At 69.5% G+C, this 23,811-nt stretch carries 25 protein-coding genes and 1 tRNA gene; 7 read left to right on the forward strand and 19 right to left on the reverse strand.

The annotated features are described in order from the left end of the window. Positions 1-187: 187 nt before the first annotated feature. Positions 188-1,168 (reverse strand): NAD-dependent epimerase/dehydratase family protein, encoded by a 981-nt coding sequence (locus FAF44_RS10610; protein WP_237102902.1) that lies wholly within the window; start codon positions 1,166-1,168, stop codon positions 188-190. Positions 1,169-1,322: 154 nt separating this feature from the next. Between FAF44_RS10610 and FAF44_RS10615 the strand changes: the two genes are divergently transcribed. Both FAF44_RS10615 and FAF44_RS10620 read left to right on the forward strand, forming a co-directional pair. Then, the gene (locus FAF44_RS10615; protein WP_237102903.1) at positions 1,323-2,693 is read left to right on the forward strand and encodes a cell wall metabolism sensor histidine kinase WalK; all 1,371 of its coding nucleotides are present in this window, start codon (positions 1,323-1,325) and stop codon (positions 2,691-2,693) included. 10 nt (positions 2,694-2,703) lie between these two features. Next, entirely contained in the window at positions 2,704-3,006 is a 303-nt protein-coding gene (locus FAF44_RS10620; RefSeq protein WP_237102904.1) for a MazG nucleotide pyrophosphohydrolase domain-containing protein, read from the forward strand. A 48-nt stretch (positions 3,007-3,054) separates the two neighbouring features. Here the strand turns inward: FAF44_RS10620 and FAF44_RS10625 are convergent, their stop codons facing one another. Next, positions 3,055-4,842 (reverse strand): bifunctional UDP-sugar hydrolase/5'-nucleotidase, encoded by a 1,788-nt coding sequence (locus FAF44_RS10625; RefSeq protein WP_237102905.1) that lies wholly within the window; start codon positions 4,840-4,842, stop codon positions 3,055-3,057. A gap of 108 nt (positions 4,843-4,950) precedes the next feature. Between FAF44_RS10625 and mshD the strand changes: the two genes are divergently transcribed. Continuing rightward, positions 4,951-5,859 (forward strand): mycothiol synthase, encoded by a 909-nt coding sequence (mshD, locus tag FAF44_RS10630; RefSeq protein ID WP_237102906.1) that lies wholly within the window; start codon positions 4,951-4,953, stop codon positions 5,857-5,859. 20 nt (positions 5,860-5,879) lie between these two features. Here mshD and FAF44_RS10635 read toward each other — a convergent pair whose 3' ends face one another. The 3 genes from FAF44_RS10635 to dcd form a co-directional block, all read right to left on the reverse strand. Beyond that, positions 5,880-6,887: an inorganic phosphate transporter gene (locus tag FAF44_RS10635; protein WP_237102907.1), complete on the reverse strand. Its 1,008-nt coding sequence runs from the start codon at positions 6,885-6,887 to the stop codon at positions 5,880-5,882. Positions 6,888-6,896: 9 nt separating this feature from the next. Further along, positions 6,897-7,514 carry a DUF47 domain-containing protein gene (locus FAF44_RS10640; RefSeq protein WP_237102908.1) on the reverse strand — a complete coding sequence of 206 codons (618 nt, stop codon included), beginning with the start codon at positions 7,512-7,514 and terminating at the stop codon, positions 6,897-6,899. 251 nt (positions 7,515-7,765) lie between these two features. Continuing rightward, positions 7,766-8,341 carry a dCTP deaminase gene (gene dcd, locus FAF44_RS10645; RefSeq protein ID WP_237102909.1) on the reverse strand — a complete coding sequence of 192 codons (576 nt, stop codon included), beginning with the start codon at positions 8,339-8,341 and terminating at the stop codon, positions 7,766-7,768. 101 nt (positions 8,342-8,442) lie between these two features. Between dcd and FAF44_RS10650 the strand changes: the two genes are divergently transcribed. Then, positions 8,443-8,513: transfer RNA gene (locus tag FAF44_RS10650), tRNA-Gly, on the forward strand. A gap of 93 nt (positions 8,514-8,606) precedes the next feature. Here FAF44_RS10650 and FAF44_RS10655 read toward each other — a convergent pair. Next, the gene (locus FAF44_RS10655) at positions 8,607-9,350 is read right to left on the reverse strand and encodes a site-specific integrase (protein ID WP_237102910.1); all 744 of its coding nucleotides are present in this window, start codon (positions 9,348-9,350) and stop codon (positions 8,607-8,609) included. Positions 9,351-9,635: 285 nt separating this feature from the next. On the opposite strand from FAF44_RS10655, the gene FAF44_RS10660 reads away from it, so the two are divergent. Beyond that, positions 9,636-10,061 (forward strand): dCMP deaminase, encoded by a 426-nt coding sequence (locus tag FAF44_RS10660; protein ID WP_237102990.1) that lies wholly within the window; start codon positions 9,636-9,638, stop codon positions 10,059-10,061. Positions 10,062-10,214: 153 nt separating this feature from the next. On the opposite strand, the gene FAF44_RS10665 is transcribed toward FAF44_RS10660, so the two are convergent. From FAF44_RS10665 to FAF44_RS10680, 4 genes are all read right to left on the reverse strand, one after another. After that, positions 10,215-10,562: a hypothetical protein gene (locus FAF44_RS10665; RefSeq protein WP_237102911.1), complete on the reverse strand. Its 348-nt coding sequence runs from the start codon at positions 10,560-10,562 to the stop codon at positions 10,215-10,217. 1,502 nt (positions 10,563-12,064) lie between these two features. Then, complete coding sequence (locus tag FAF44_RS10670) at positions 12,065-12,478, reverse strand: PIN domain-containing protein (protein WP_237102912.1); 414 nt, start codon at positions 12,476-12,478, stop codon at positions 12,065-12,067. After that, positions 12,475-12,735 carry a CopG family transcriptional regulator gene (locus FAF44_RS10675; RefSeq protein ID WP_237102913.1) on the reverse strand — a complete coding sequence of 87 codons (261 nt, stop codon included), beginning with the start codon at positions 12,733-12,735 and terminating at the stop codon, positions 12,475-12,477. Before FAF44_RS10675 ends, FAF44_RS10670 begins: the two co-directional genes overlap by 4 nt. Positions 12,736-13,117: 382 nt before the next feature. After that, entirely contained in the window at positions 13,118-13,837 is a 720-nt protein-coding gene (locus tag FAF44_RS10680) for an aminoglycoside phosphotransferase family protein (protein ID WP_237102914.1), read from the reverse strand. Positions 13,838-13,985: 148 nt separating this feature from the next. On the opposite strand from FAF44_RS10680, the gene FAF44_RS54580 reads away from it, so the two are divergent. Next, a complete protein-coding gene (locus FAF44_RS54580; RefSeq protein ID WP_272894338.1) occupies positions 13,986-14,114 on the forward strand; it encodes a hypothetical protein in 129 nt (42 codons plus the stop codon). Positions 14,115-14,147: 33 nt separating this feature from the next. Here the strand turns inward: FAF44_RS54580 and FAF44_RS10685 are convergent, their stop codons facing one another. Then, positions 14,148-14,672 carry an EF-hand domain-containing protein gene (locus tag FAF44_RS10685; RefSeq protein ID WP_237102915.1) on the reverse strand — a complete coding sequence of 175 codons (525 nt, stop codon included), beginning with the start codon at positions 14,670-14,672 and terminating at the stop codon, positions 14,148-14,150. A 678-nt stretch (positions 14,673-15,350) separates the two neighbouring features. On the opposite strand from FAF44_RS10685, the gene FAF44_RS10690 reads away from it, so the two are divergent. Next, entirely contained in the window at positions 15,351-16,184 is an 834-nt protein-coding gene (locus tag FAF44_RS10690) for a bifunctional 2-polyprenyl-6-hydroxyphenol methylase/3-demethylubiquinol 3-O-methyltransferase UbiG (protein WP_237102916.1), read from the forward strand. 5 nt (positions 16,185-16,189) lie between these two features. Here FAF44_RS10690 and FAF44_RS10695 read toward each other — a convergent pair whose 3' ends face one another. The 8 genes from FAF44_RS10695 to FAF44_RS10730 all read right to left on the reverse strand — a co-directional run bounded on the left by FAF44_RS10695 (position 16,190) and on the right by FAF44_RS10730 (position 23,763). Beyond that, on the reverse strand, positions 16,190-17,350 hold the full coding sequence (locus FAF44_RS10695; RefSeq protein ID WP_237102917.1) for an alpha/beta hydrolase: 1,161 nt from the start codon (positions 17,348-17,350) through the stop codon (positions 16,190-16,192). Next, on the reverse strand, positions 17,347-18,780 hold the full coding sequence (locus FAF44_RS10700) for a S41 family peptidase (protein WP_237102918.1): 1,434 nt from the start codon (positions 18,778-18,780) through the stop codon (positions 17,347-17,349). The genes FAF44_RS10695 and FAF44_RS10700 overlap by 4 nt, the downstream gene beginning before the upstream one ends. After that, positions 18,777-19,817 carry an ABC transporter permease gene (locus FAF44_RS10705; protein WP_237102919.1) on the reverse strand — a complete coding sequence of 347 codons (1,041 nt, stop codon included), beginning with the start codon at positions 19,815-19,817 and terminating at the stop codon, positions 18,777-18,779. The genes FAF44_RS10700 and FAF44_RS10705 overlap by 4 nt, the downstream gene beginning before the upstream one ends. Continuing rightward, entirely contained in the window at positions 19,814-20,704 is an 891-nt protein-coding gene (locus FAF44_RS10710; protein WP_237102920.1) for an ABC transporter ATP-binding protein, read from the reverse strand. The genes FAF44_RS10705 and FAF44_RS10710 overlap by 4 nt, the downstream gene beginning before the upstream one ends. After that, entirely contained in the window at positions 20,701-21,093 is a 393-nt protein-coding gene (locus FAF44_RS10715) for a GntR family transcriptional regulator (RefSeq protein WP_237102921.1), read from the reverse strand. Before FAF44_RS10715 ends, FAF44_RS10710 begins: the two co-directional genes overlap by 4 nt. Before the next feature lie 99 nt (positions 21,094-21,192). Next, positions 21,193-22,161 (reverse strand): CehA/McbA family metallohydrolase, encoded by a 969-nt coding sequence (locus tag FAF44_RS10720; protein ID WP_237102922.1) that lies wholly within the window; start codon positions 22,159-22,161, stop codon positions 21,193-21,195. Positions 22,162-22,174: 13 nt separating this feature from the next. Beyond that, positions 22,175-22,909 carry a UMP kinase gene (pyrH, locus tag FAF44_RS10725; protein ID WP_237102923.1) on the reverse strand — a complete coding sequence of 245 codons (735 nt, stop codon included), beginning with the start codon at positions 22,907-22,909 and terminating at the stop codon, positions 22,175-22,177. Between the two features lie 77 nt (positions 22,910-22,986). Continuing rightward, positions 22,987-23,763: an NAD(P)H-binding protein gene (locus tag FAF44_RS10730; protein ID WP_237102924.1), complete on the reverse strand. Its 777-nt coding sequence runs from the start codon at positions 23,761-23,763 to the stop codon at positions 22,987-22,989. Positions 23,764-23,811 lie beyond the last annotated feature (48 nt).

Genomic DNA, 23,811 nt, shown 5'->3' on the forward strand with positions numbered 1-23,811 from the left:
CACCCCGACCCTTCGCCCCGCACCCGACCCGCGCCGAGACCCGGACCCCGACCCGCGCCGACGTCCAGACCCCGACTCGCGCCGAGACCCGGACCTCGGCCAGTGCCAAGATCCCGGTCCCGACCTCGACCCGCGCCGGGACCCAGACCCAGACCAGCGCCGAGACCGAGACCCCGGCCCCGGCTTCTCATGACGCCAGCAGTCGCGCCTCCACCTCCGGGTCGAGGCCCTTGAGCGGCCGGTCGCTGCGCAACGGCGCCTGCCCGCCGAGCCCGCGCAGCCAGGCCCACGTGTCGGCCACCGTCTCGGCCACCGGCCGCGGACGCAGCCCCGCCGCCAGCACCTTGCGCACGTCGCCCCCGTGCAGGAAGTCGTAGTCGGCGCCCACCAGCCAGAACGGCAGCCCGATCCACGGTTGCACGCCCTCCGCCAGCAGCCGCTCCTCCTCGATCCAGCGCAGCTCGGCATTCGAGCCGGTCACCTTCACGCACGTCTCCAGCAGCTCCCGCATCGTGGTGAAGCCGGGCGGGCTCACCACGTCGAAGGCCCCGCCGAGGCCCGCGGCCCCCGCCTTCAGGCACCACACGGCCAGGTCGCGGGCGTCGATGTACTGCAGGCCGCGCTCGCCGGGCGCGGGCGCGACCACCGGCCCGCCGCGCGCGATCCGGGTCAGCCACCACGGCAGCCGTCCGACGTTCTCGTGCGGCCCGATGATCAGCCCCGCCCTGGCCAGCAGCGCCCGGTCACCGAACCCGGCCACGGCCCCCAGCTCGGCCCCCGCCTTGTTACGCGCGTAGTCGCCGTCGCCGTCGTCGGCCGTGGCGGCCACCACCGGCGCGCTCTCGTCGGCCCCGAACGGCACCGGCTCGGCGTAGACGGAGCGGCTGGAGACGTAGACGTAGGAGCCGGCCCGCCCGGCCAGCAGCGCGGCGGAGTCCCGGACCGCCGAGGGCGCCCACGACCAGGTGTCGATCACGACGTCCCACTCGCCGCGGTCCAGCGCGGCCAGCCCGCCGGGCGCCGTGCGGTCGCCGCGTAACGCCGTCGCCCCCGCGGGCGGCGGCTGGCCGCCCCGGTTGAACGTCGTCACCTCCCACCCCGTCGCCAGCGCCTCCTCGACGACCACCCTGCCCACGAACCCCGTGCCACCCAACACCAGAAGCCTCATGGCCTCACCCTGCCCGCCGGGCCGCCCGCGTGGAAGGCATGAACGCCGTCAGCGGAATCGCCGGCAGCGAAACATGTACGGAGAGTGTCCACCAGAACATGTTGTGACCGTCAGCGCCGGGTAAATGTCACAGACAGTGACCTAGGAAGGTGGGATGGGATTGTCAGGGCGGCTCTTCCCGCGCTCGATCCGGGCGCGGATGACCATGGCGGCGACCCTGGTGGCCGCCATGGTGTTCGTGGGCGCGTCGATTCTGACCCTCGCCACCGTGCCCGAGAACCTGCGCGGGGTCGTCTACACCAGGGTGGAGCTGGCCGTGCGGCGCGTGGCGGGCGAGGCGCGCATGGGCACCCTGCCGGCCGTGCTCCAGACCCCCTCACGCGTCCTGCTCCTGCGCGTGGTCTCGGAGACCGGCGAGGTCCGGGCGAGCAGCCCGTCCTTTCCCGAGGACCCCCGGATCACGGCGTTCCGGCCGAAACAACTGGACACCCCCGAGACCACCGAACTGCGGCTCTCCCGCCACCCCGACGAGCCCAGGACCAACTACCTGCTGATGGCCCTCACGGTGCGCACGCCGCAGGGCCCCATGACCGTGTACGGCGCCTCCTCCCTCGCCGACGTGGAGCGGGCCCTCATGTGGATCCACATCATGGTGTTCATCGGCACCCCCCTCATCCTGGTGATCGTCGCGCTCCTCACCTGGGCCGCGGTCAGCTACGCCCTGCGTCCCGTCGAGCGGGTGCGCGCCGAGCTGGCCGAGATCACGGGCCAGGACCTCAGCCGGCGCGTCCCCGTGCCGGACACCGGCGACGAGATCGCCGACCTGGCCGCCACCACCAACGACACCCTCGACCGCCTGGAACGTTCGGCCGAGACCCAGCGCCGCTTCGTCGCCGACGCCTCGCACGAGCTGCGCAGCCCCATCTCGGCCCTGCGCGCCCAGCTCGAGGTGGCCAACAGCTACCCCGACGAGACCGACTGGCCGGTCACCGGCGCACGGGCGCTGGCCGCCGCCGACCGCCTCACCGGCATCATCGACGAGCTCCTCATGCTGGCCAAGCTCGACGCGGGCGCCCTCACGCAGCGCCGCGTGGTGGACATGCGCCGCCTCGCCGAGGACCAGCTCCGCCGCCGTGAGGGCAGCCGGGTGCCGATCTTCCTGGACGCCCCCCGCGCGGCACCGGTCCACGGCTCGCCCGTGCAGCTCGACCGCCTCCTGACGAACCTGCTCGACAACGCCACCCGGCACGCCGCGTCCAGGATCGATGTGGAGGTGCTGGTACGGGACGGCCGGGTGGTCGTGACGGTCACCGACGACGGCGACGGGATCGCGCCGAAGGACAGGGAGCGGGTGTTCGAGCGGTTCACCCGGCTGGAGAGCGCCAGGGCCAAGGAGAAGGGCGGCAGCGGCCTCGGGCTGCCGCTGTCCAGGGAGATCGCCGTGGCGCACGGCGGCGCGCTCGTCGTCGTGGACCACGAGCCCGGAGCCCGGTTCGAGGCCGTGTTCCCGCTGCACCGGCCCTAGACTCGGCGGCATGGACCTGCGCGAGCTGTCCGAGGAGATCGAGTCCATCTCGCGCCGCTACGCCGACCACATCGGCGTGCGGCGCGACGACACCTGGTTCGTGCTCAAGCTCCAGGAGGAGGTCGGCGAGCTGACACAGGCGTTCCTCATGCTCACCGGCAGAGCCAGGAAGAAGGGCCGCACGGAGGAGGAGCTCGCGACGGCCCTGCGCGAGGAACTGGCCGACGTGCTGTGTCACGTGCTGCTCATGGCTCGCCAGCACGGGGTGGACCTGGAGGAGGAGGTCGCGCGCAAGTGGCTGAGCCGGAAATGAGCGGGCCCGCCTCCGGGGAGGCGGGCCCGGCTGCCGTCGGGAGAGCGGTCAGCTCACGACGGTGATGCGGTTCGTGGCCGGGGGCGCGATGGGGTTGTCCCGGCCGAGGTGCTCGACGAACGCGTCGACGTCCAGCGGCCCGCTCCACAGGTCCGTGCCGTCCCTGAAGGCGAGGAACGCGTCACCGCCGCCCACCAGGAAGTTGTTGGCCGCGACCCGGATCGTCTGCGTGTCCGTGACCGGCACGCCGTCGATCTTCATCTCCGACACCTTGGAGCCCCAGGCGGCGCCCTGGCTGTAGGTGTAGGTGAAGTTCGCCGACGGCTGCAGGATCTTGGTGAACGCCTGGTTGTTCGGCCCGCCGGTGAACTGCTGCTCCAGCACCGTCTTGAGCTGCGCGCCGGTCAGCGTGACGACCTGCATCAGGTTGTTGAACGGCTGCACGGTGAACGCCTCGCCGTACGTCACGACGCCGTCGCCCTCCTGCGCGGGTGAGGAGGCGTACGAGAGCGGCGCCCGCACGCCGCCGGGGTTCATCAGCGCGATCTGCGCGTTGCCGCCGGTCCTGGTGGCGGCCAGTTGCGCGTCGGCGATGAGGTCGCCGAGCGGGGTCTCGCCGGAGGGCGCGGCGGTGTTGCCGATGTCGGCGCTGATCGTCCCGACCGTCTTGTTCGCGACGGGAGCGACGCGGTCCTTCCACGTCTGGACGAACGCCGAGATCTCAGGGTCGGCGGCGACCGTCCGGGTCACGACGTGGTTGTCCGCGACGACCGAGGCGCGGTCGATGTCCCGCGTCTTGACGTTCACGCTCATGTCGATCTGCGTGATGACCCGGCCGAACGAGCCGCCCTGCGAGTACAGGCGCGTGTTGCCCGCCGGGTCCCTGACCTGGCACAGGTACGCCTGGTGCGAGTGGCCGCTCAGGATCAGGTCGATCTCGGCGTCCACCTGGGTGGCGATGCGGTTGCCGGCCCCGGGGGTGGCGGCGCAGGCGTCGGGCGACTGTCCCGCGGTCACCTGGTCGCCCTCGTGCACGAGCACGACCTGCGCCTTCACGCCCACCAGCTTGAGCAGCTTGGAGGCCACGTTCGCGGCCTTGACCTCGTCCACGAACTTGAGGTCCTTGATGCCCTCGCTCGTGACGATGCTCGGCGTGGTCTGCGTGACGAGCCCGATGAAGCCGATCGGCACGCCGTTCATCCACTTGATGCTGACCGGCGGCAGCGCGGGCACGCCCCAGTCGGCCAGGACCTTCTTGACCTGGGGAGAGTTCGAGCCGCCGAGCGCCGCCAGCGCGTCGGTCCGCTCGCGGGGGTTCTTGAACAGGACGTTCGCGCCCACGTAGTCGAACGCGGCGCCCTGCCACTTGCCGGCGGGCGAGCAGCCGTCCACCGGGTGGCAGCCGCCGTCCATGATGCGCCGCAGCTCGGTGTACCCCTCGTCGAACTCGTGGTTGCCGACGGCGGCCACCTTGAGTCCCAGCTTGTCCATGAACTCGATCGACGGCTCGTCGTGGTAGGCGGCCGAGATGAGCGGGGTGGCGCCGATGAGGTCGCCCTGGGCGACGGCGATGGTGTTCCTGTCGGTCAGGGCCTTCATGTGCGTGGCCACGTAGGCCGCGCCGCCGGCGTCGACCGTGTTGCCGTTCTCGTCCACCATGCGGCCGGAGGAGCCGGTGGGGGGTTCGAGGTTGCCGTGGAAGTCATTGAGGGCGAGCAGGCGCACGGGGACCGTGCGGGGGGCCTTGCTCGCGTCCGCCGGGAGGGTGGCGAGCAGGACCGCACCCGAGGCGACGGCTCCGGCCAGCGCCAGCCGGAGGAAGGAACGAGACGTCATGGCCACAGACGTTACGGCGGCAACCTGTGCAGCCAATGTCGCAAAGGTAACGATTCGCCAGGCCGTCACATGGCGTTATTTGCCAGTCCTACGCCTAGAGTTCGTTCTGTGAGCGTGCGAGTGGAGAACCGGGACCTGCTGGAAGACCAGGAAATCGCCGGGGTGATCGCCCTGGTGGAAGCGGCGACGGAGACCGACGGCGTCCGCCCGCTGAACGAGCACGTGATGCTGCACCTGCGCTACGGCGGCGATCCGCGGGCCCGCTCCCTGCTGCTGTGGACGGGCGACACGCTGGCGGGCTACGCGCACGTCGACCCCACGGACGAGGTCGAGGGACCGAGCGTGGAACTGGTCATCCACCCGTCCCACCGGCGTCAGGGGCACGGGGCGCGGCTGCTGCGCGCCGTCATGGAGCTGACCGACGGCCGGCCGCGCCTGTGGGCCCACGGCGACCACGCGGGCGCCGGGGCGCTGGCCGCCGCGTTCGGCTTCGACCGGGTGCGGTCCCTGTGGCAGATGCGCCGCTCGCTGTTCGCCCCGCTGACGTCGTACACACTGCCGCCGGACGTGAGCCTGCGCACGTTCGTGCCCGGACAGGACGAGGAGGCGTGGCTCAAGGTGAACGCCGCGGCCTTCGCCCACCACCCCGAACAGGGCGCGTGGACGACGGACGACCTGCTGCGGCGCGAGCAGGAGCCCTGGTTCGACCCCGAGGGATTCTTCCTGGCCTTCCGCGGCGACCGGCTGGCCGGCTTCCACTGGACGAAGATCCACGGCTCCTCCGACCACGGCCACGAGCCGCTGGGCGAGGTGTACGTGGTCGGCGTGGACCCCGCGCAGCAGGGCTCCGGCCTGGGCAGGTCCCTCACCCTGGCCGGCCTGTGTCATCTGCGCTCGCGTGGTCTCGCCCAGGCGATGTTGTACGTGGACGAGACCAACACGGCGGCGATCCGGCTGTACGAGTCCCTCGGCTTCAACCGGTGGGACGTGGACGTGATGTACGCGCCCCAGCCTTAGGGGCCTGCGGGGCGGGCCCCCTAGCCTTCCACCAGGGCGTGCAGGACGAAGTAGGACACGGCCGCCACGATGGCGGCGGCCGGGATGGTCAGGATCCATCCGGTCACGATGTTCCCCGCGACCCCCCACCGCACGGCGCTGAGCCGCTTGGTGGCGCCCACGCCCATGATCGCCGAGGTGATCGTGTGCGTGGTGGAGATGGGCGCCCCGAACCCGATGGCGGCCCCGTACAGGACGGTCGCCGCCGCAGACTCCGCGGCGAACCCCTGGGGCGGGTCCAGCGCGATGATGCGCCGCCCCAGCGTGCGCATGATGCGCCAGCCGCCCGCGTACGTGCCGAGGGAGATCGCGCCCGCGGCGGCCAGGATGACCCACTGCGGGATGGGTTCCCCCTTCTGGGCGAACCCGCCGACGGTGAGCGCCAGGAAGATCACGCCCATCGTCTTCTGCGCGTCCTGCAGCCCGTGCCCGAGCGCCATGGCGGCGGCCGAGACGGTCTGCGCGTAGCGGAAGCCGCGGTTGGTGCGACCGGGCTGGCTGTTGCGGAAGATCCAGTAAATCGCGATCATGACCAGTGCCGCGAGGGTGAACCCGATCAGCGGCGACAGCACCATCGGGATGACGACCTTCTCCAGGACACCGTCCCAGTGCACCAGACTGGACGACGCCAGCGCGGAGCCCACCAGGCCGCCGATGAGCGCGTGACTGGAGGAGGAGGGCAGGCCGAAGTACCAGGTGATCAGGTTCCAGGTGATGGCGCCGATCAGTCCCGCGGCCACGATGACCAGACCGTGGGAGCCGTCCGGGGCGTCGATGATGCCTGAACCGACCGTCTGCGCCACCTGAGTGCCCAGATGGGCGCCGATGAAGTTCATGGCCGCGGCCATGAACAACGCGGCTCTGGGGGTCAGGGCTCTGGTGGAGACGGAGGTCGCGATGGCGTTCGCCGCGTCGTGGAACCCGTTGGTGTAGTCGAAGACCAGAGCGATGACGACCACGCCGATGACGAGGGCGAGCGTGAGGTCCACTGCTGGGGCCTAGCTTTCCTTGACCGCGATCGACTCGACGGTGTTGGCCACGCTCTCGAAGGCGTCGGCCGCCTCTTCGAGGGCGTCGACGACCTCCTTCATCTTCATGACGGTGAGTGCGTCGTACTCGCCGCTGAACAGCTTGGCCAGCAGTCGCCGGTAGACCTGGTCGCCCTGGTTCTCGAGGCGGTTGACCTCGATCCAGTACTCGTTGAGGTTCTTCATCGAGCGCAAGCGCGGCATGGCCTCGGCGGTCAGCTCCGCCGCCCGCTCGAGCACCTCCACCTGACGCACGACGTCCTTGGGGAGGTGGTCGAGCTGGTACAGGACGATGAGGTCGGAGGCGGCCTCCATGGCGTCCATGACGTCATCGAGGTTGGAGGCCAGCCGGTAGATGTCCTCGCGATCGAACGGGGTGATGAAGCTCTCGTTGAGCCGGTTCATGATCGCATGGGTACGTTCGTCACCAGCGTGCTCGCAAGCGCGCATCTTCTCGGCCAGGGCCTCCCTGTCCGAGCCGTCGCTGATGATCTCAACCAGTAGACGGGATGCCGTGACCAGGTTGTTCGCCGAGTCGGCGAACAGGTCGTAGTAGCTGTCCTCACGTGGCGTGAGACGCAGGCGCACGTCGTTCTCCAGATGTGCGGGGATGGTCCGTGGAAGAGGGTATGGCTTACCAGGCGAAATGCGAACTTCATCTGCCCTTCGCCTACTGGCTACCCGGCGTATGTTGTACGACACCGCAGACCCGCGTAGTTTCAGGGGTTTTTTGCAGCTCGCAGCTATTTCGGGACTGTTCAGAACCCTCATCAGGGCAGGGCGGAGCGGGGGATGACACCAAGGTGTTCCCCGCATGTTCATCTGTTGTTCATCTACGTTCAGATCTTGGTGCGGTGGAAGTTCCGGTACGACCTCGACGGGGTCGGACCCCGCTGGCCCTGGTAGCGGGAGCCGTACTTGCTGGACCCGTACGGGTGCTCGGCCGGGGAGGTGAGCTTGAACACACACAACTGCCCGATCTTCATCCCCGGCCAGAGCTTGATCGGCAACGTCGCCACGTTCGACAACTCCAGCGTCACGTGCCCGCTGAACCCGGGATCGATGAACCCCGCCGTCGAGTGCGTCAACAACCCCAGCCGGCCCAGCGAACTCTTGCCCTCCAGCCGCGAGGCCAGATCGTCGGGCAACGAGATGACCTCGTACGTGGAGGCGAGCACGAACTCACCCGGATGCAGGATGAACGGATCGTCCCCCTCGGGCTCCACCATCCGCGTAAGATCCGGCTGCTCGACAGACGGGTCGATGTGCGGATACCGGTGGTTCTCGAACACCCGGAAGAACCGGTCGAGCCGGACGTCGATGCTCGACGGCTGGATCATCTCCAGGTCGAACGGGTCGAGGCCCAACCGGCCGGCTTCGATCTCAGCGAGGATGTCACGGTCAGATAGCAACACGGTGAGCAACTTACCGGTCCGGTCCCGGGAGTGTGGGGCTGGGATTGCGGTTGAGAGCCAAGTTTCCGCTACAGTGGGGGACGCAGCCTTCAAGGGCGTGCGCGGGTGTAGTTCAATGGCAGAACATCAGCTTCCCAAGCTGACAGCGCGGGTTCGATTCCCGTCACCCGCTCGCAGAATGAAAAGCCAGGTCGGGGATGGATTCCCAACCTGGCTTCAATCGTTTTCGGGGCAGTTTTCGATCTTCCGTGCAATTAGCGTGCAACTAGCTCACGGGAGCCGGCACCCCCGCCGAGCCGTCGTCATCGCCCTCATCACGCTGCTTGAGCTGCCGCTCTATGGCGTCAGTGATCGCCTGATCGGCCCCTCTGACCGCGTGCTGGTAGATCATGGCGGCCCGGACGTTGTCATGCCCCATGCGTGCCATGAGGTCTTTCAGACCCGCGCCCGACTCGGCGGCGAGCATGTTCCCCGTGTGGCGTAGATCGTGAAGGTGCAGGCCGGGCAGGCCCATATCCTTGACGACGTCCACCCATCGGGTACGCGCGTTGAAGCCGCTACGCCGCAGCGGACCACCTTTCGCGCCGGGGAACATCAGCGCTCCGGGATCATCCTGGACGAACGTCTCCATGTGCTCTTCGAGGATGGGGACGATGCTCTCGGGGATGCCTACCGTCCGCCGGCCCGCCTTGGACTTGGGCGGCCCCAGCACCAGACCACCCGTCGAGCGCTCCACGAACGCGGCCCGGACGCGTACGGTCTTGGCGATGAGATCGACGTCCATCCGCCGAAGCGCGCTGACCTCTCCCCACCGGAGGCTGGCGAATGTGGTCAGCAGGATCATGGCGCGGAACCGGCGATCCTGGTCCGAGTCGGCTCTACCGTTGGCCGCCATCTCCCACAGCGCCCGCTCTGCTTCCAACCTGGTACCGAAGACCTCAGGGTGCGTCCGCATCGCGCCGTGGCGCTGGAACCGCAGCCTGTAGACCTCGTTCGCGACCTTGCGCACGTTGCCGACAGGACGACGGCCGACGCGGTCAGCCAGTTCGAAGACCTGGGCACGGTGAGCACCGGTCGTTCGGCGGCATGCTCGGCGTCAGCGCCCCGGATCCGGCACGGGGCGCTGGATGATCCTGTCGTCTTCCGCCGCCGTCATGAGTACGGCCCGCAGCAGACGATAAGCCTTGGCCGCCATTCCAACTGACACACCCTTGCCGAGCAGATCGGCTCTCCACCGGCGGATCGTCGCGGTCGAGAGCTTTCCAAACGAGACCGGGAATGGCTGCAAACGGCGATTGATCTCTCTTGCCGGTGCCCACTCTCGTACACCGCCTTCTCCGTTGGTGCCGTGATCGTGGACGAGCACGGCAATGAGCTCAGCCGCGGCTACTCTCGCGAGACAGACGACCACGTACACGCCGAAGAGTCCGCCCTGTCCAAGCTCCCCGCCAACGACCCGCGTCTGAAGCGAGCCACCCTCTACAGCAGCTTGGAGCCGTGCACCAAGCGGCGATCACGCCCGAGAACCTGCACACAGTTGATCCTTGAGGCAGGCATCCCACGCGTAGTGATCGCTTGGAAGGAACCCCCTACCTTCGTCATCGACGCCCACGGGGCCGAGGCCCTTGCCGCCGCCGGCATCACCGTGATCACGCTTCCCGAGCTGGCCGAGGCGGCACGGTCTGTCAACGCCCACCTTGTCGGTAGACCCGGCTCGTAGTTCCGGGGAATCTTGCCGAGTTGTTCTTATAGGGATCAAGGCGGCGGCGCACGCGCCGCCGCGCGGCCCGAGCTTGCGGGCCGCGCGCTGCGCGTGCGGCCTGGGGGCCGTTCTCGCGCGCACCCGCCACTCGGGCCGCACTGAGAGGACTCCTCACCACCTTTCACACACCAGCGGATGACCTTCGGCGCCTTCAGCGAATCCGCTGCTGTCGTATCGAATGCCCGAAGCCCACCCCACCAGCCGCTCCGTCATGGTTTCCGCGATGGGCGGCTCTTGATCGGAGTCGTGAGGAACGACGATCACCGGCCATTCTTCAGGCTCACCTATGGTCAACCAGCCGATCGCGTCGCCGTCGATTGTGCTACCCCACCGGAAGAAGCCGCCGAGCTCTGGCCACATGGCAAGGGAATACTCTTCGGGGGAGTCCTCTCGCCACTCTCGGTAGTAGTCCATCTCTTGAGGCATTTGAGCACAAGCCTCTTTGCTGAGAAGGCGCATGTCGTTGATGCCAAGCCAGCGAGCGAACTGACAGCTGCCATACAGAAAATGAAGTGCCAGGGTGACGGTCCGACTGGGCCGCTCACCTGCTCAAACACTCGCCCGGTCGATAACCTTGGCCTTTGATCCTCTGTACCGGCCAAGCCGGTACCCCTTTCCATGGCGTAATAAAGGCGATCAATCGGTGGCGATAATCGTTTACGATAGGGGTGCCCAGGAGCAGTTGTTATTTGCTCTCGACTGAGGGGTGTCGAAGCGCCGGGCGGTTGGAGGGGCAGGTCACTGCGGACTTTACGCTTCCGCTCGCCCAGCGGCCGTATACCGTTTTATACATCGGGTAGAGGTTATCATTCATACAGCTTACCTTAAGACGATGGGTTCCTTGGGCGCACATAATCCAGCCCCTATCGGGTTCTGACTTGAAGTTAAGCACCATCCTGCAGTTTGGCATTGCCGCGTTTGCAGCGGTGGGATTGGCCAGCACAAACGTGCTCGCCGCGATGGCGAGTGCGAGTGCGACTCTCCGCATGCGTCCTCCGTGTCATGGGGTGATGGTCTTCGGAGGTCAGTGAAACAGTCGCCGGTATGTTGGTGGTATATCTTCGCGAGGGTAGGCAGGCCACGTGCGGCTGCGGTGTACAGCGCGCCCAGCACGTGTGCGAGGGGGCGTACAGAGGATCAAAGGCCAAGGTTATCGACCGGGCGAGTGTTTGAGCAGGTGAGCGGCCCAGTCGGACCGTCACCCTGGCACTTCATTTTCTGTAGCGCTCGATGAAGACGACGTAGTCGTCCGGAAGCCGGATCCCGATATCCGCGAAGAGCTCATCCCATGCGCGAGTACCGAAGAGCGGCGACGACGGTGGAGGAACCAGAGCAACGAGTTGGTCCAGAGGCGCGGAGTTGTATGCCACGGCCCCCGACGTTAGCGGTAGTGACAGACAAACCCATGCCTCCGGCGGGGGCCTCCGACTCCGGGATGATGCCTGACGCGGACCTTGAGGTCATGGAGGGGTTGAGGTGGGAGCCTGATCATCCCGCCCGCCATCGACCCGGGACAAGCCGAGCAGACCAGGGCCATGGGTACCAGATCGTTCGTCCGGTGGGGCGCTCCATCTGGTACCCATGGCCCTGGCCCGCTTCCCCTTCGGGCGGGTCGACGGCAGACGGGATGATCAGGCGCAGGGTGCGCGCGTCGCGCGAGAAACACCAGGTCGTGAGCTGATCGCCGTGCAATTAGCGTGCAATTAGACAGGGTAACGAGGGGTCAATCACGGTCACTCACGACCGGGTTCCCGCCCAGCTCAGAGCCCTCACATGCCGTTATCCTTCCAGTTCCCAAGCTGACAGCGCGGGTTCGATTCCCGTCACCCGCTCTCATTGTGAAAGCCCAGGTAGACCGATGGACTCGGTGCCTGGGCCTTGGTGTTTCCTGATGTCGTTGATCTTTGCGGTGCCATTTGGTCATGATCACTCTGCCGGAACCAGCGGGGCCGGGGCATCGCTCAAACCTTGATGACAGTGACGCGTGGACCGCACAGTGCGGCGAGGTCTTCGGGGTCGGAGGTGAGGATCGTGGCGGGGCCTGGGGCTGCGAGGGCGGTAGCGCTGAGCATGGCGTCGATGGCGTACTTATGCCCGTGCAGGCCGGCGTTGGACAAGAGTGTGGCGGCGTGACGGGCGATCTGTTCGGTGATCGGCTCGATGACGAGGCGGGACAGCGTCCATTCCAGGGCCGTCCGGTTGACATGGGGGTGGACCACCTCGACGAGGGTGGCGGCAGAGGTGATGACGCGGAGGTCGTCAGCACGGGCGAGGGCGAGCCAGGTGGTGACCGTACGGTCGCGAAGGACTGCCTTGGCCAGTCCTTCGCTGTCGAGGACAAGGGTGCCGCCGGGAGTGGCGGGAGAACGGGTCACGCAGCCGCCCCACCATTGGCCGGTCCCCGTCGGGTCTGGTGGAGTTGGTCACGCAATGCCTGGATCTCGTCGTCGGTGATGGGGCCGTGCTCGGCCTCGGCGACCTGGATGAGTTCGCTGAGGTTGTCACGCTCGATCTGGCGGGCGACGGCGGCGGCGACGTAGGCGGACAGGCCGGAAGGGCCACTCCGCGATCGGGCGGCCTCGGCGATGTCACGCGGCATGGTGATCGAATACTTACCAGTAGGCTCGCTCATGCCCTCTATCCTACCTCTCATCCTCCTGTGGTCGCCGGCGGAGAGTTGTGCATTGGTGAGAGCTGATCGATCTCCAACTGGTGAGGCCCAGGTGGGGACATGAATCCCGACCGGAGCTTTTGATGGTTCCGGACTTCTTCGATTTTCGCGGCCACTAACCCGTGATCACCCTGTAGGGACCAGGACGTCGGTTGTGCCCCCGTCATCGTCGTCGTTCCGTGCTTTGAGCCGGCCTGTTGCCCGTGCATGGGGACGATGGTTGCCTCAACCCCCGGCTCACCGAGCACTGCGGTTTGACGATCAGCGGGATGGCCCGCCCCTACCCTCGTCCTTCGGTTGGCGGGCGAAGCGGGGGCCTTGTGAGCTGTTCACGGCTGGCACTTCATTCCAATGCAGATTGCAGGAACGCCATGTGCTCGTAGACAAGTTCGCGGTCAGCCGTCGCCCAGGCGATGGCGGCTTGGGCGTGCCGGCGACGGACGGCGGTGAGGTGGCGATTGTTTACGTTGACTGCTTCCGCGTCAGCGATGCTGGTCTGCCCGCGCACTATCGCATCCAGGAGTTGTTCGGGTTCGACGTCGCCGTAGCCGTCGCGTAGTTCACGCAGATGCCGGGCCTGTTGGTCGATCGGCACGCGGCCTTGGGACTGGATGCACCAGGTCCACGCCATGTAGCCGAGATCGTCGAGCCGGTTTCCGGGACGGCTTGACGACCAGTCGATGAAGGCCACCGGCAGACCTTTTTGGAAGACGGTGTTGAACGGGCCTGGATCACCGTGGACGACGCATTCGGCGGCGGCTGCCAGCACGTGCCCGGCGGTTGCCGCGTGCAGGGCGCGGAGCATTCGACCCCCGCAGGCGTACGCGCCGGGTGCTCGCTGCGTGGGATGGTCAGTGGTGTTGCCCGGAATGAAGGTCAGTATGTCCCGGCCGTGTTCGTCGATACCGAGGTGGCGTGGTGCGTGCGCATAGCCGACGGACTCCAAGTAGATCAGCGCCTGGGAGGCGAACTCGGCGCCCGCATCACGAGCGCGGCGCACCGTGTCGCCAACGCGGACCACTTCCAGCGCATTGTTTCCACCGGTGAGAGGTTCCTCGATCACAACCTCCATGATGGGACATGCCGCTCCAGCATGGAGGCGCACCCCGGGGTGCCTCAGTGCCTCGCCGACCACCGGCCCGCCGCCGCCCAGGCACTACGAGCGACGTCGGCCGCCGGCGACTGATCCTTTTCGCGGATAGCCTCGCAGGGTGGACGACGATGATCCTGTGATCCAGTTGTGGAGCGACGCCGAGCTCGCTGTCGGAGCCGGCTTCATAGCCCTGTTGGTTCTGCTGCCCACCATCATCTGGCTTGCCGTGGTGATGCTGCGCCGGTAGTTCGGTGCGCTCCGCGGCGACGTCGTGTTCGGGCTATTCCGCCAGCTTGCCGAAGACGTAGGTTCCGGGGGCGTCCGGGTTGTCGCCGGCCCAGAACTCCGTCCAGTGGATGCGGAACTCGTCGCGGGTGAGGTGGCCGTCGCCGTCCAGGTCGAGGCGGGGGAAGATCTCGTCGGTCGCTGAGGGCGTCCCGTTCCACGTTGCGATGAGCGCGCCGTATTCCGCGCAGGAGATGAGGCCGTCGCCGTTGAGGTCGATGGCCTCGAACATCGCGTCGGCGGTGCCGGAGACCGCGTCGGTCATGTCACCGAGTCCATCCACGACGCGGAGGACCTCGTCGAGGGAGACGGCGTCGTCGCCAGGGTCGGAGGCGGCGCGGAGCACCGGCCACCAACCGGTCATGATGGCGGCCAGTCGCTCCGGGTCGACGGACCCCGCGACGGCGGTCCAGCGGTGGGCGAGCGCCTGGAAGTCGGTCTGGGTCAGCCGGCCGTCGCCGTCCACGTCCATCGCCCGGAAGACTCCGCCGACCTTTTTACGCTGGAACTCACTGGCCACATCGCCTCCACTTCTCGGGGAGACTCAATGCTGTCGGGGTGTCACTAATCGTGACCATAGTCATGTGAGTGACGAAGCTCTTACGTACCGTGAGTCCAGGAGGCTCGTTCGGTCGGCGTGCCGTTCGTCAAGCAGCCGTGACGAAGCGCAGTGCCTGTGGCCGGGGCGATTCGGCTTCGGGATGAGGGTTGTGCCGGGCCGTGAGTGGCTGAGGAGAAGGTGTGCATACCCGTCCCATACCGTCGTTCCCTAGGCTCTGGCGGTGACAGTCAGTCGAGTGTCGCAAGGGGAGAGCATGTGGCTGGGGGAGGTGGCCGTGGCCGTGGTGGGGTCGCTCTGTGGGGTGCTGGTTCCGCGTCGGTGGCGGGTCGCCGGAACCCGGTCGTGCCGTCGGTCGCCGCTGCCAGGCCGGTGCGGGTGAGTGCGCGGGTCCTGGCGGGGGACGGCCGAGTGCGCCGTTTCCTGGACGGTGTGGCGGCTCCTCTTGGAGTGGGTTGCTCCGAACAGGTAGTGCGTCAAGGGGATGGAGTGGGGCGGCGTGGCCGAACGGGTCGCGTCGTCCCGCCACTTCCCGGCTGACGGTCGCGCTTCGGGGGAGTTTCGCCGGCTGTCGTCGTTACGCTGCAAGCGTTGCCGCGGAGCCTGGGCCGCCGCCGAGGGCGGTACTACGGTGTGCGCATGTCCCCCATTTCTTCGGAACAGGCCGGGTCCGCCGAGGTTCAGCCTCATCGGCACCGGCAGATGGCGGAGTCGTTCGGCGCGGACGCCGAGCGCTACGACCGCACTCGTCCCGGCTACCCCGATGCCCTGATCGAGCGCGTCGTCGCCGTGCTCCCGGGCACGGACGTCCTCGACGTCGGCTGTGGCACCGGTACGGCGGCCCGGCAGTTCCGGGCGGCCGGGTGCGCGGTGCTCGGCGTCGAGCCCGACGCGCGGATGGCGGAGGTCGCCAGGCGCGGCGGGATCGAGGTCGAGGTGGCGACGTTCGAAACCTGGGATCCGGCCGGCCGGGCGTTCGACGCGGTGGTCGCCGGGACGGCCTGGCACTGGGTCGATCCGGTCGTGGGCGCGGAGCGGGCGGCCCAGGTGCTGCGGCCGGGTGGTCTGCTCGCGCCGTTCCACCACGTGTTCGAGACCCCGCCCGAGGTGACGGCGGCGCTCGCCGCGGTCTACCGGCGGGTGGTGCCCGACTCGCCGGTCGACCTGGGCCGCCAGGCGTCGAGTCCGGCCGCGGAGTTGTATCAGCCGCTGTTCGACCGGATCGCCGACGGGATCCGGCAGGCGGGCGGGTTCGGCGAGCCGGAGCAGTGGCGGTTCGCCTGGGAACGTTCGTACACGCGTGACGAGTGGCTCGATCAGTTGCCCACCCACGGAGTTCTCACCGGGCTGCCGGCGGACAGGCTCGCGGAGGTGCTGGAGGGTGTCGGGGCCGCGATCGACGCGATGGGGGGCGGTTTCACGATGTCCTCCGTCACGGTGGCGGTGAGCGCGGTGCGGCAGGGTGCCGTCTGAGGGGGTCAGGGCCGGGCGCAGGCCGTGGGGCAGAGCTTGGCCTCGGGGTGGCCGGCTGACGGCTGGTCCAGGAGGGGGCGCTGCTTCGACTTCAGGTGCCGGTCGAGGAAGGCCACCACGTACGCGCGGGTGAGCTCGGACGAGCGGCCCGCGGCCAGCACCCCGGGGGTGGGCTTGACGCCGAGCACCCCGGCCAGCAGCGGCGCGTCCGTGAAGGACTGGTGTTCGGCCCCGGACAGCACGATCCAGCGTTTCCACCCGGTCAGCAGCTTCCAGTCGCGGTCCCACGTGGCGTCGCGGCCGCCGGGCACGTGCTCCGGCGACCCCATGAACAGGAACGGCCGGGAGAACCCGGTCTTGGGGAGGCGGGCGTAGGTGGTGCCGTCCATGTCGATGCCGGCCCGGACGCGCGGGTCCTCGACCATGGTCGCCAGCGCGCTCGCCCCGCCGATCGACTGGCCCGCCATCGCGATCCTGGAGCGGTCGATCACGCTGGAGCCGTCCCAGGCCGACGGCAGCCGGTCGAGCACGAACGAGACGTCGGCCGCCCGCCCCCGCACCACGCCCGTGCCGAAGCCGGGGTCGGTGTCGCTGTCGCAGGCGAGGCACTCGGCGATCCGCCCGCCCGACAGGGTCGTGGCGTAGCTCTCGTAGGCGTGGTCGATGCCGGCCACGACGTACCCGTGGCTGGCCAGTTCCTCGGCCAGGGACGTCAGGGTGCTCACCGGCTTGGTGAAGCCGGGGGACAGCACCACCAGCGGGAGCTTTGCGCCGGTGGCGGGTGCGGCGTCCTTGACGGCGTTCGTCCGGGTGCCGCTCAGCGTGCCGGACGGCACGCCCACGATCCGCAGGCCCTTCAGCAGGAGCGCCGACTCCTCGGGCGACACGTACGGCGCGTGCCGCCCGTCCCGCCGATCGGCCGGGTACCACAGGGTGACCTTGAGCTCTCTGGAGGCGGCGTCGAGGTTCCAGGGGTCGGGGCGGGAGGTGTCGTTCAGGTGCAGGACGGTGGTGCCGACCGGACGGCCGCCGGTCGGCGCGGGCAGGGTGACGGGCCCGGTCGGCGTGGGGGACGGCGCGGTGGCGGCGCGGGGCGGCGCGGGCGCGCTGCAGGCCGGCACGGCGAGGAGCGCCAGTCCGGCGGCGACCGCCAGGAGGTGTCTCATCGAGGGGTCCCTTCACTGCCGAGCAAGGTCAGGGCCTTGGTCAGGGCGGGGTCACGTCCGCCGGCCGCGTCCTCGGGGGTCTGGGGCACGTGGTGGTCGGGGGGCACGCCGACGCGGTCGATCGTCTCGCGGCCGGGTCCGAGGTGGTGCCTGCTGGGGAAGCTCAGGACGGTGTTGTCGCGGAGCAGGTGCGGTTGCCCGGGACCGGAGATGACGCCGGCGGTCCTGGTTCCGACCAACTGGCCGAGGCGCAGGTCCTTGACCGCTGAGCTGAAGTGCTCGCACGCCGAGGCGCAACCGCGGTCGGTGAGCACGACCAGCGGCAGGCCGAGCAGTTCGACGGTGTCGTCGGTCGGCAGGGCCTGGCACGTGTCGTCCACGGTGCACAGGTAGGCGGTGGTCTTGCCGTGCGCGAACGCGCTCAGCAGCCTGACCGCCTCGGTGGGGCTGCCGCCGCCGTTGCCGCGCAGGTCGAGGACGACGCCGGTGAGCGTGCGGCCGTCGCGCTGCCGGGAGATCGCCCTGAGGACCCGGTTCGCGGCGTCGGTGCTGAACCCGCGCAGCCGTACGTAGGCGACGCCGTCCTTCAGCAGCTTCGACTGCACCGTCTGGAGGGTGGCCAGATCCTGTTCGTAGAGGCCGGGTTCGAGGGTGGCGCTCCAGCGGCGGCCGGTGCTCTGCCGCAGCAGCCGCAGCCGGACCGGGGCCGCCTCCGGATAGCGCGGGTACAGGGCGGCGATCGCGGGGGTGGCCCGTCCGCCGATGAAGGGCGCCGATCCGTTGATCGACTCGATGACGTCACCCGGACGCAGCCCGGCGGCCCGCGCCGCGCCGCCCGCCACGGTGGTGACGAACAGCGGCGGGACGGCGGTGCCGGGGTTGACGGTCACCTGCGGGCCGTTGACGTTCGCCTGGAGGCCCAGGCCGTAGCCGTCGCCCTCGTAGCGGTCGGGGTGCCGCTCGACGCCGTGCGTCCAGACGGCGTGGTCGTCGCCGAGGGCGGCCACGATGGCTTCCAGGGTGACGACGGCCAGCTTGTCGCGCAGATCGGGGACCGGATCGGTGGTTCTGCGGTAGGCGGTCTCGAAGGCGGTCCAGTCGGTGTCGCGGTCTCCGGTCAGCGCGGGCATGGTGGCCTCGGGCACGTCGTGCCCCTCGCGGTTGAGCTCCTGCGTCAGCGCGACGAACCCGGCGGTCAGCAGCACGCGCGGGTCCAGGACGGAGCCGCTGTAGTACTCGCCGAGGATGCAGCGGTACGCCTGCTCGATGACGTCGATGGTGGCGGGCGTCTCCGCCCCGGGCGGGCTCTGCGGCGGCGGGCAGACCGGGGCGGCCGACGTGCTCGCCTGGCCGCGGGGCGGCGTCGGCGCGGTGCAGGCCGCCGCCAGGACGAGGGCGAGCCCGGCGGCGGCGCACCTGGCGGCTCTCATGACCGGCGTCTCCGGAGCCACCAGAAGCACAGCCAGGTGAGGCCGAGCGTGAGCAGGGCGTAGATGCCGGTCTCCAGCCATTGGAAGGTCCAGAAGCGGGCGAGCGGGTGGTAGATCGCCTGCTGCCGGTAGCCGAGCCGGTTGATCTCGGCCATGCACAGCTCCATGCCCTGCGGGGCGCAGGGGCCGGACGTCGTGGAGATCGGGATGGCGGCATCGTCGCCGGCGGCGGCGATCCTGCGTCCGGACGGGTCGAGCAGCACGCTGGACAGCACCCAGGCGCCGGTGTTGCCGGGCACGATCGAATCCAGCATGACGCGTGCGGTCCCGCCGCCCTCCCGCGGGATGCCGAGGTGACTCACGTTCCCGGTGCCGAGCTCGTAGGTCGCGGTGACCGGGGTGCTCAGGTAGGGACGTACCAGCGTCGGCATGGCGAGCTGGACCACGGCGAAGAGCACCAGGGTGAGGGCCATGGCGGGCAGGGTGCGGCGGACGAGCATGCCCATGGTCACGCCGAGCGCGAAGGCGAAGGCCGCGTACCCCATCGGCACGATGCCGCGCGCGTCGAACACCAGGGGGTCCATCAGGCCGTAGCCCGCCATCGCCGACTTGTCCAGCGGGTCGGACCACCAGGTCACGGCCAGGCCGCACAGGCCGGCGGCGAGCACGGCGGCCAGGCCGACGAGCCCGAGCTTGACCGTCAGCCAGCGGGCGCGGGTGACGCTCTGGTTCCACACCAGCAGGTGCGTGCCGGCCTCCAGCTCGCGGGTGAGCAGCGGCGCCCCCCAGAAGAGCCCGACGATCGCGGGCAGGAGCAGCACGATGAGGCAGAGCGCCATGAACGGGGTCTGGTACTCGTCGAAGAACTGGTCGTAGAAGCGGGCGCAGGAGTCGTCCGGGGTGCAACCGGCGATCCCGGCGGAGTACCTCTCGACCAGGTCGGGGCCGGTCACGGCCAGGGCGGCGGCCAGGACGACGAGCACGGCGGCCGTCAGCACGGCCGAGCCGCGGAACTGGCGCCAGGTCAGCCAGATCATCGCCGCACCTCCAGGGCGGTCCGGCTCGGCTCGGCGGGGCGCTGGTCCATGTAGGCGAGGATGAGGTCCTCCAGGCCGAGCTGGGTGACCGTCCAGACGGGGTCGTGGATCGGGTCGACGGTGCGGATCACGTACGTGCTCTGCCGGTCGGTGTGGCGGGCGGAGACCACCTGCTGGCCGGAGGGCAGCCGGTCGGGGTCACGGCGCGGGCCCGTGAGCCGGTAGTGGGTGGCCAGCAGCTCATCGACCTCCCCGGCCACCTGGACGCGCGAGTCGGTGAGCACGATCAGGTAGTCGCACGTGCGCTCCAGGTCGGAGACCAGGTGCGAGGAGAGCACGACGCTGAACTCGTGCTCGACCGTCGCCTCCATCAGCCCCTGGAGGAACTCGCGGCGGGCCAGCGGGTCGAGCGAGGCGACCGGCTCGTCCAGGATCAGTAATTCGGGACGTTTGGCCAGGCCCATCGTGAGGGCGAGCTGGGCGCGCTGGCCGCCCGACAGCTTGCCCGCCTGGTGACCGGGATCGAGGCCGAGCCGGGTGATGCGATCTCGCGCCGTCGCGGCGTCCCAGGACGGGTTGAGCCGGGCTCCCAGCCGCAGGTGCTCGGCGACGGTCAGCCCTGCGTAGACGGGGGTGTCCTGGGCGACGAAGCCGATCTTGGCGAGCTGTCCGGGGCCGGCCGCGGGACGACCGCCCAGCACGGTGATGTCGCCCGTCGTGGGTGCCAGTTGGCCGCTGGCCAGCTTCAGCAGGGTCGTCTTGCCGGCGCCGTTGGGGCCGACCAGGCCGACGACGTGCCCCGCCGGGATGTCGATGGTGCACTCGCGTAGCGCCCAGCGTTTGCCGTATCTCTTGCCCAGTCCCTGGGCCTCCAGGACCGAAGTCACGCTATGTCCTCCTGTGCGGTGCTCCGAAAGGTGGTCATGAACAGGGCCTCGATGCTCTCCTCGTCGAGCCCGGCCCGGCGGGCCTTGGCCAGCCAGCGCTGCAACTCCAGGCGCAGCGGGCCGTGCGCGGCCAGCGAGGTGCCGGTGAGCGTCGCCGTCACGAACGTCCCGACGCCGGGACGGGCGGTGACCAGGCCCTCGTGTTCGAGCTCCCGGTACGCCTTGAGCACGGTGTTGGCGTTGATCGCCAGGTGCGCCACGACCTCCTTGACGGTCGGCAACTGGTCGCCCTCGCGCAGCATGCCGAGCCGTAGCGCGTGGCGTACCTGCTGGACGATCTGCAGGTATGGCGACAGACCCGACTTGGCGTCCAGGTGGAACTCGATCACCTGATACCTCCATTTATCTAATGTCCTAGGACTTTAGATGTTGGCAGGTATGGCGATGGTTAAGAAACACTTGTGGTGATTTGTTCGCTGCTGCGGGGGTCAGGTCAGGATGACGGGGTTGGTGAGAGCGGCTATCCGCCCTCCGGCATGCCGCACCTCGACGCGGACGAACGACTCCGCCGCGCCGGTCCGCCACTCCACCGTGCCCGATCCGTCAGCGGGCAACGTCTCGCGCCGCACCGCGCCGCGTTCGGTGTGGAAGGTGACGACGCCGGAGGGGACGCCCCGCACGTCCACGCGCACGGTGGCGGGCCCGCCACCGGTCACCAGCCGTTCGCCGGGGCCGGCGCGGTGCTCGCCGGCGGCGGCGTGGAACGACAGGTTGATCGCGGTCGACTCGGCGATCCAGCTCCGGCCCGCGCGGATGGCGGCGAGAAAGGCGCGGGCGCTCGGCTCCTCGGCCAGGACGACGGTGTGCGGGGTGCCGATCTGGCCGTCGAGATGGGCGTCGCTGTTGCCCATCGCCGGCCGCCAGGACCCCCGGTGGACGTCGTAGGCCAGGGTGCGGCCCCATTCGGCCAGCGCCGCCTCGTTGTCGGCGTTCCACGGCAGGTCGGAGGCCCACCGGCCGTTCCACACCTCGACCACGTCGAACCCGCCGTAGGGGTACATGAAGACGCCGGACGGGTACGGCGCGTACGGGTGGGCCGCGACGCACAGGCCGCCCGACCGGCGCACCCGGTCCACGTGGCGGTGCACGACGCCGTCGCGGACGCCGTAGCGCCACTCGATCGGCGGGCCGGGGCGCAGGCCGAGCGCCAGCCAGTGCCCGGTGCGGGTGACCACCTCCTGGCCGGGGATGACCAGCAGACCGTCGCCGGACAGCGCGCTCCAGGCCTCGTACGTGGCGGTGGTGTTGTGCTCGGTGGCCGCGATGAAGTCCAGCCCGGCGGCGCGCGCGGCGGTCGCCAGTTCGGAGGGCGTCAGGTCCGCGCCGCTGGAGTGCAGCGAATGGACGTGGCAGTCGCCGCGGTACCAGCGGCGTCCCGTTCGCTGATCGGTTGTCATCGCGGTGGGGTGGTCAGGGTTCGTCGGGGTCGTCGACGGTGATGCGGGTGCCGATGTCCTCGCCTTCGCAGATCGCCCGCATGACGCCCCTGGCGGCGACGTCGAAGACGTGCATGAGCAGGCGCTGCTCGTTGGCGAGCACGAACGCGCTCTCGTCCATCACCCGCACCCCGGCCGCCAGCGCCTCCCGGTAGGTGAGGTTGGTGTAGCGCTTGGCGTCCGGGTTGACGTTCGGGTCGCTGTCGTACACGCCGTCCACGCCCCGCTTGGCCACCAGCAGCGCATCGGCGTCGAGCTCCAGGGCCCGCTGCACGGCGGGATAGTCGGTCGTGACGTACGGCTGGCCGATGCCGCCCGCGAGCAGCACGATGAGGCCGCGCCGCAGGTGCCGGTCGGCGCGCAGCCGGATGTACGGCTCGGCCACGCTCTGCATGGGCATCGCGGTCATGACGCGCACGTCCGTCTCCGAGCGGGCGGTCAGCACGCCCCTGAGCATCAGCGCGTTCATGACCGTGCCCAGCATGCCGATGTTGTCGGCCTCGGCCCGGCCGATGCCCCAGCCCTGCGCCATCCGGCCGCGGAAGTAGTTGCCGCCGCCGATCACCACCGCGATCTGCACGCCGAGGTCGCTGACCGAGAGGATCTCGTCCGCGAGCTGGGCCAGACTGGCGGGGTCGCTGCCCCATCCGGTCTCTCCGGCGAGCGCCTCGCCGCTGAGCTTGACCACGACACGTGAGTAACGACGCATGCCCCAACCCCTTCACGGCCGCGCGCTCGGCGACCCGGCCAAGGATACGCGGGGGTCCGACGAACCACCGGGTGACCTTACGACCCGGTGGGCTCGGCCGCCGTCCTGAGGAGGCGGGCGACGACCGTCTCGGCGGGCCTGCCGAGCACCTGCTCCAGGTCGGGGGACCGCCGCTCCAGCGCGCCCGCGCGGATCTGTCCGTTGATCCAGCTCATCGGGCCGGAGCCGGTGTCGGGGACCTCCCGGTAGGTGACCCCCAGCGCCTGCGCCGCTTCAGGATGGGTCCAGAGCGGGCCGGTGAGGTCGTACGCGCGGCCGAGATGCCCCTCACCCGTCAGGACGTTCGCCGCGGCCTCGGCCAGGTCGGACCGGAACGCCGTGTTCAGGCCGCGTCCTCCGGTGCTGCCCGTCAGCTCCCCGCCGGCGACCCGTGGCAGGAAGGCGTCGCTGTAGAAGGGATGCCGCATGATCGTGTACGGCAGGCCGCTCGCCAGGATGGCCCGCTCCGTGGCGTGGTAGGCCGCGGTCAGGCCGGTCGCGGAGGTGTCGGCGTCCAGGAAGCTGGTGAAGACGATCGCGCCGACACCGGCGTCCGCGGCGGCGGACACGGCGGCCAGGTGCTGGGCGGTCCGGCGGGCGGTGTCGAGCTCGGGGGAGGAGATCAGCAGCAGGCGATCGACGCCCTCGAAGGCCGCGCGCAGGCCGGCCGGGTCGTCGTAGTCGCCGCGCCGCGCCGGTACGCCCGCCGGGGCGCGTGCGGGGTCGCGGACCACCGCCACCACCTTCGTCCGGGTGCGCAGGTGGTCGATGACGAGGCGGCCGAGTGCGCCTGAGGCGGCCGAGACGGCGATCATTGCGTGAGACTCCCTCTGGAACGGATGATCCAGTGGACTCCCCGAACA

The organism is Nonomuraea sp. MG754425 (assembly GCF_021699195.1).
Classification (GTDB): Bacteria; Actinomycetota; Actinomycetes; order Streptosporangiales; family Streptosporangiaceae; genus Nonomuraea.

Bases quoted from the DNA above. Each gene is read 5' to 3' on its own strand.
- FAF44_RS10615 (WP_237102903.1), top strand. From the start codon at position 1,323: ATGGGATTGTCAGGGCGGCTCTTCCCGCGCTCGATCCGGGCGCGGATG.
- pyrH (WP_237102923.1), bottom strand. From the start codon at position 22,909: ATGCGTCGTTACTCACGTGTCGTGGTCAAGCTCAGCGGCGAGGCGCTC.
- FAF44_RS10620 (WP_237102904.1), top strand. From the start codon at position 2,704: ATGGACCTGCGCGAGCTGTCCGAGGAGATCGAGTCCATCTCGCGCCGC.
- FAF44_RS10695 (WP_237102917.1), bottom strand. From the start codon at position 17,350: ATGAGACACCTCCTGGCGGTCGCCGCCGGACTGGCGCTCCTCGCCGTG.
- FAF44_RS10730 (WP_237102924.1), bottom strand. From the start codon at position 23,763: ATGATCGCCGTCTCGGCCGCCTCAGGCGCACTCGGCCGCCTCGTCATC.
- FAF44_RS10720 (WP_237102922.1), bottom strand. From the start codon at position 22,161: ATGACAACCGATCAGCGAACGGGACGCCGCTGGTACCGCGGCGACTGC.
- FAF44_RS10665 (WP_237102911.1), bottom strand. From the start codon at position 10,562: ATGCGCCTTCTCAGCAAAGAGGCTTGTGCTCAAATGCCTCAAGAGATG.
- FAF44_RS10675 (WP_237102913.1), bottom strand. From the start codon at position 12,735: ATGAGCGAGCCTACTGGTAAGTATTCGATCACCATGCCGCGTGACATC.
- FAF44_RS10700 (WP_237102918.1), bottom strand. From the start codon at position 18,780: ATGAGAGCCGCCAGGTGCGCCGCCGCCGGGCTCGCCCTCGTCCTGGCG.
- FAF44_RS10625 (WP_237102905.1), bottom strand. From the start codon at position 4,842: ATGACGTCTCGTTCCTTCCTCCGGCTGGCGCTGGCCGGAGCCGTCGCC.
- FAF44_RS10690 (WP_237102916.1), top strand. From the start codon at position 15,351: ATGTCCCCCATTTCTTCGGAACAGGCCGGGTCCGCCGAGGTTCAGCCT.
- FAF44_RS10610 (WP_237102902.1), bottom strand. From the start codon at position 1,168: ATGAGGCTTCTGGTGTTGGGTGGCACGGGGTTCGTGGGCAGGGTGGTC.
- FAF44_RS10705 (WP_237102919.1), bottom strand. From the start codon at position 19,817: ATGATCTGGCTGACCTGGCGCCAGTTCCGCGGCTCGGCCGTGCTGACG.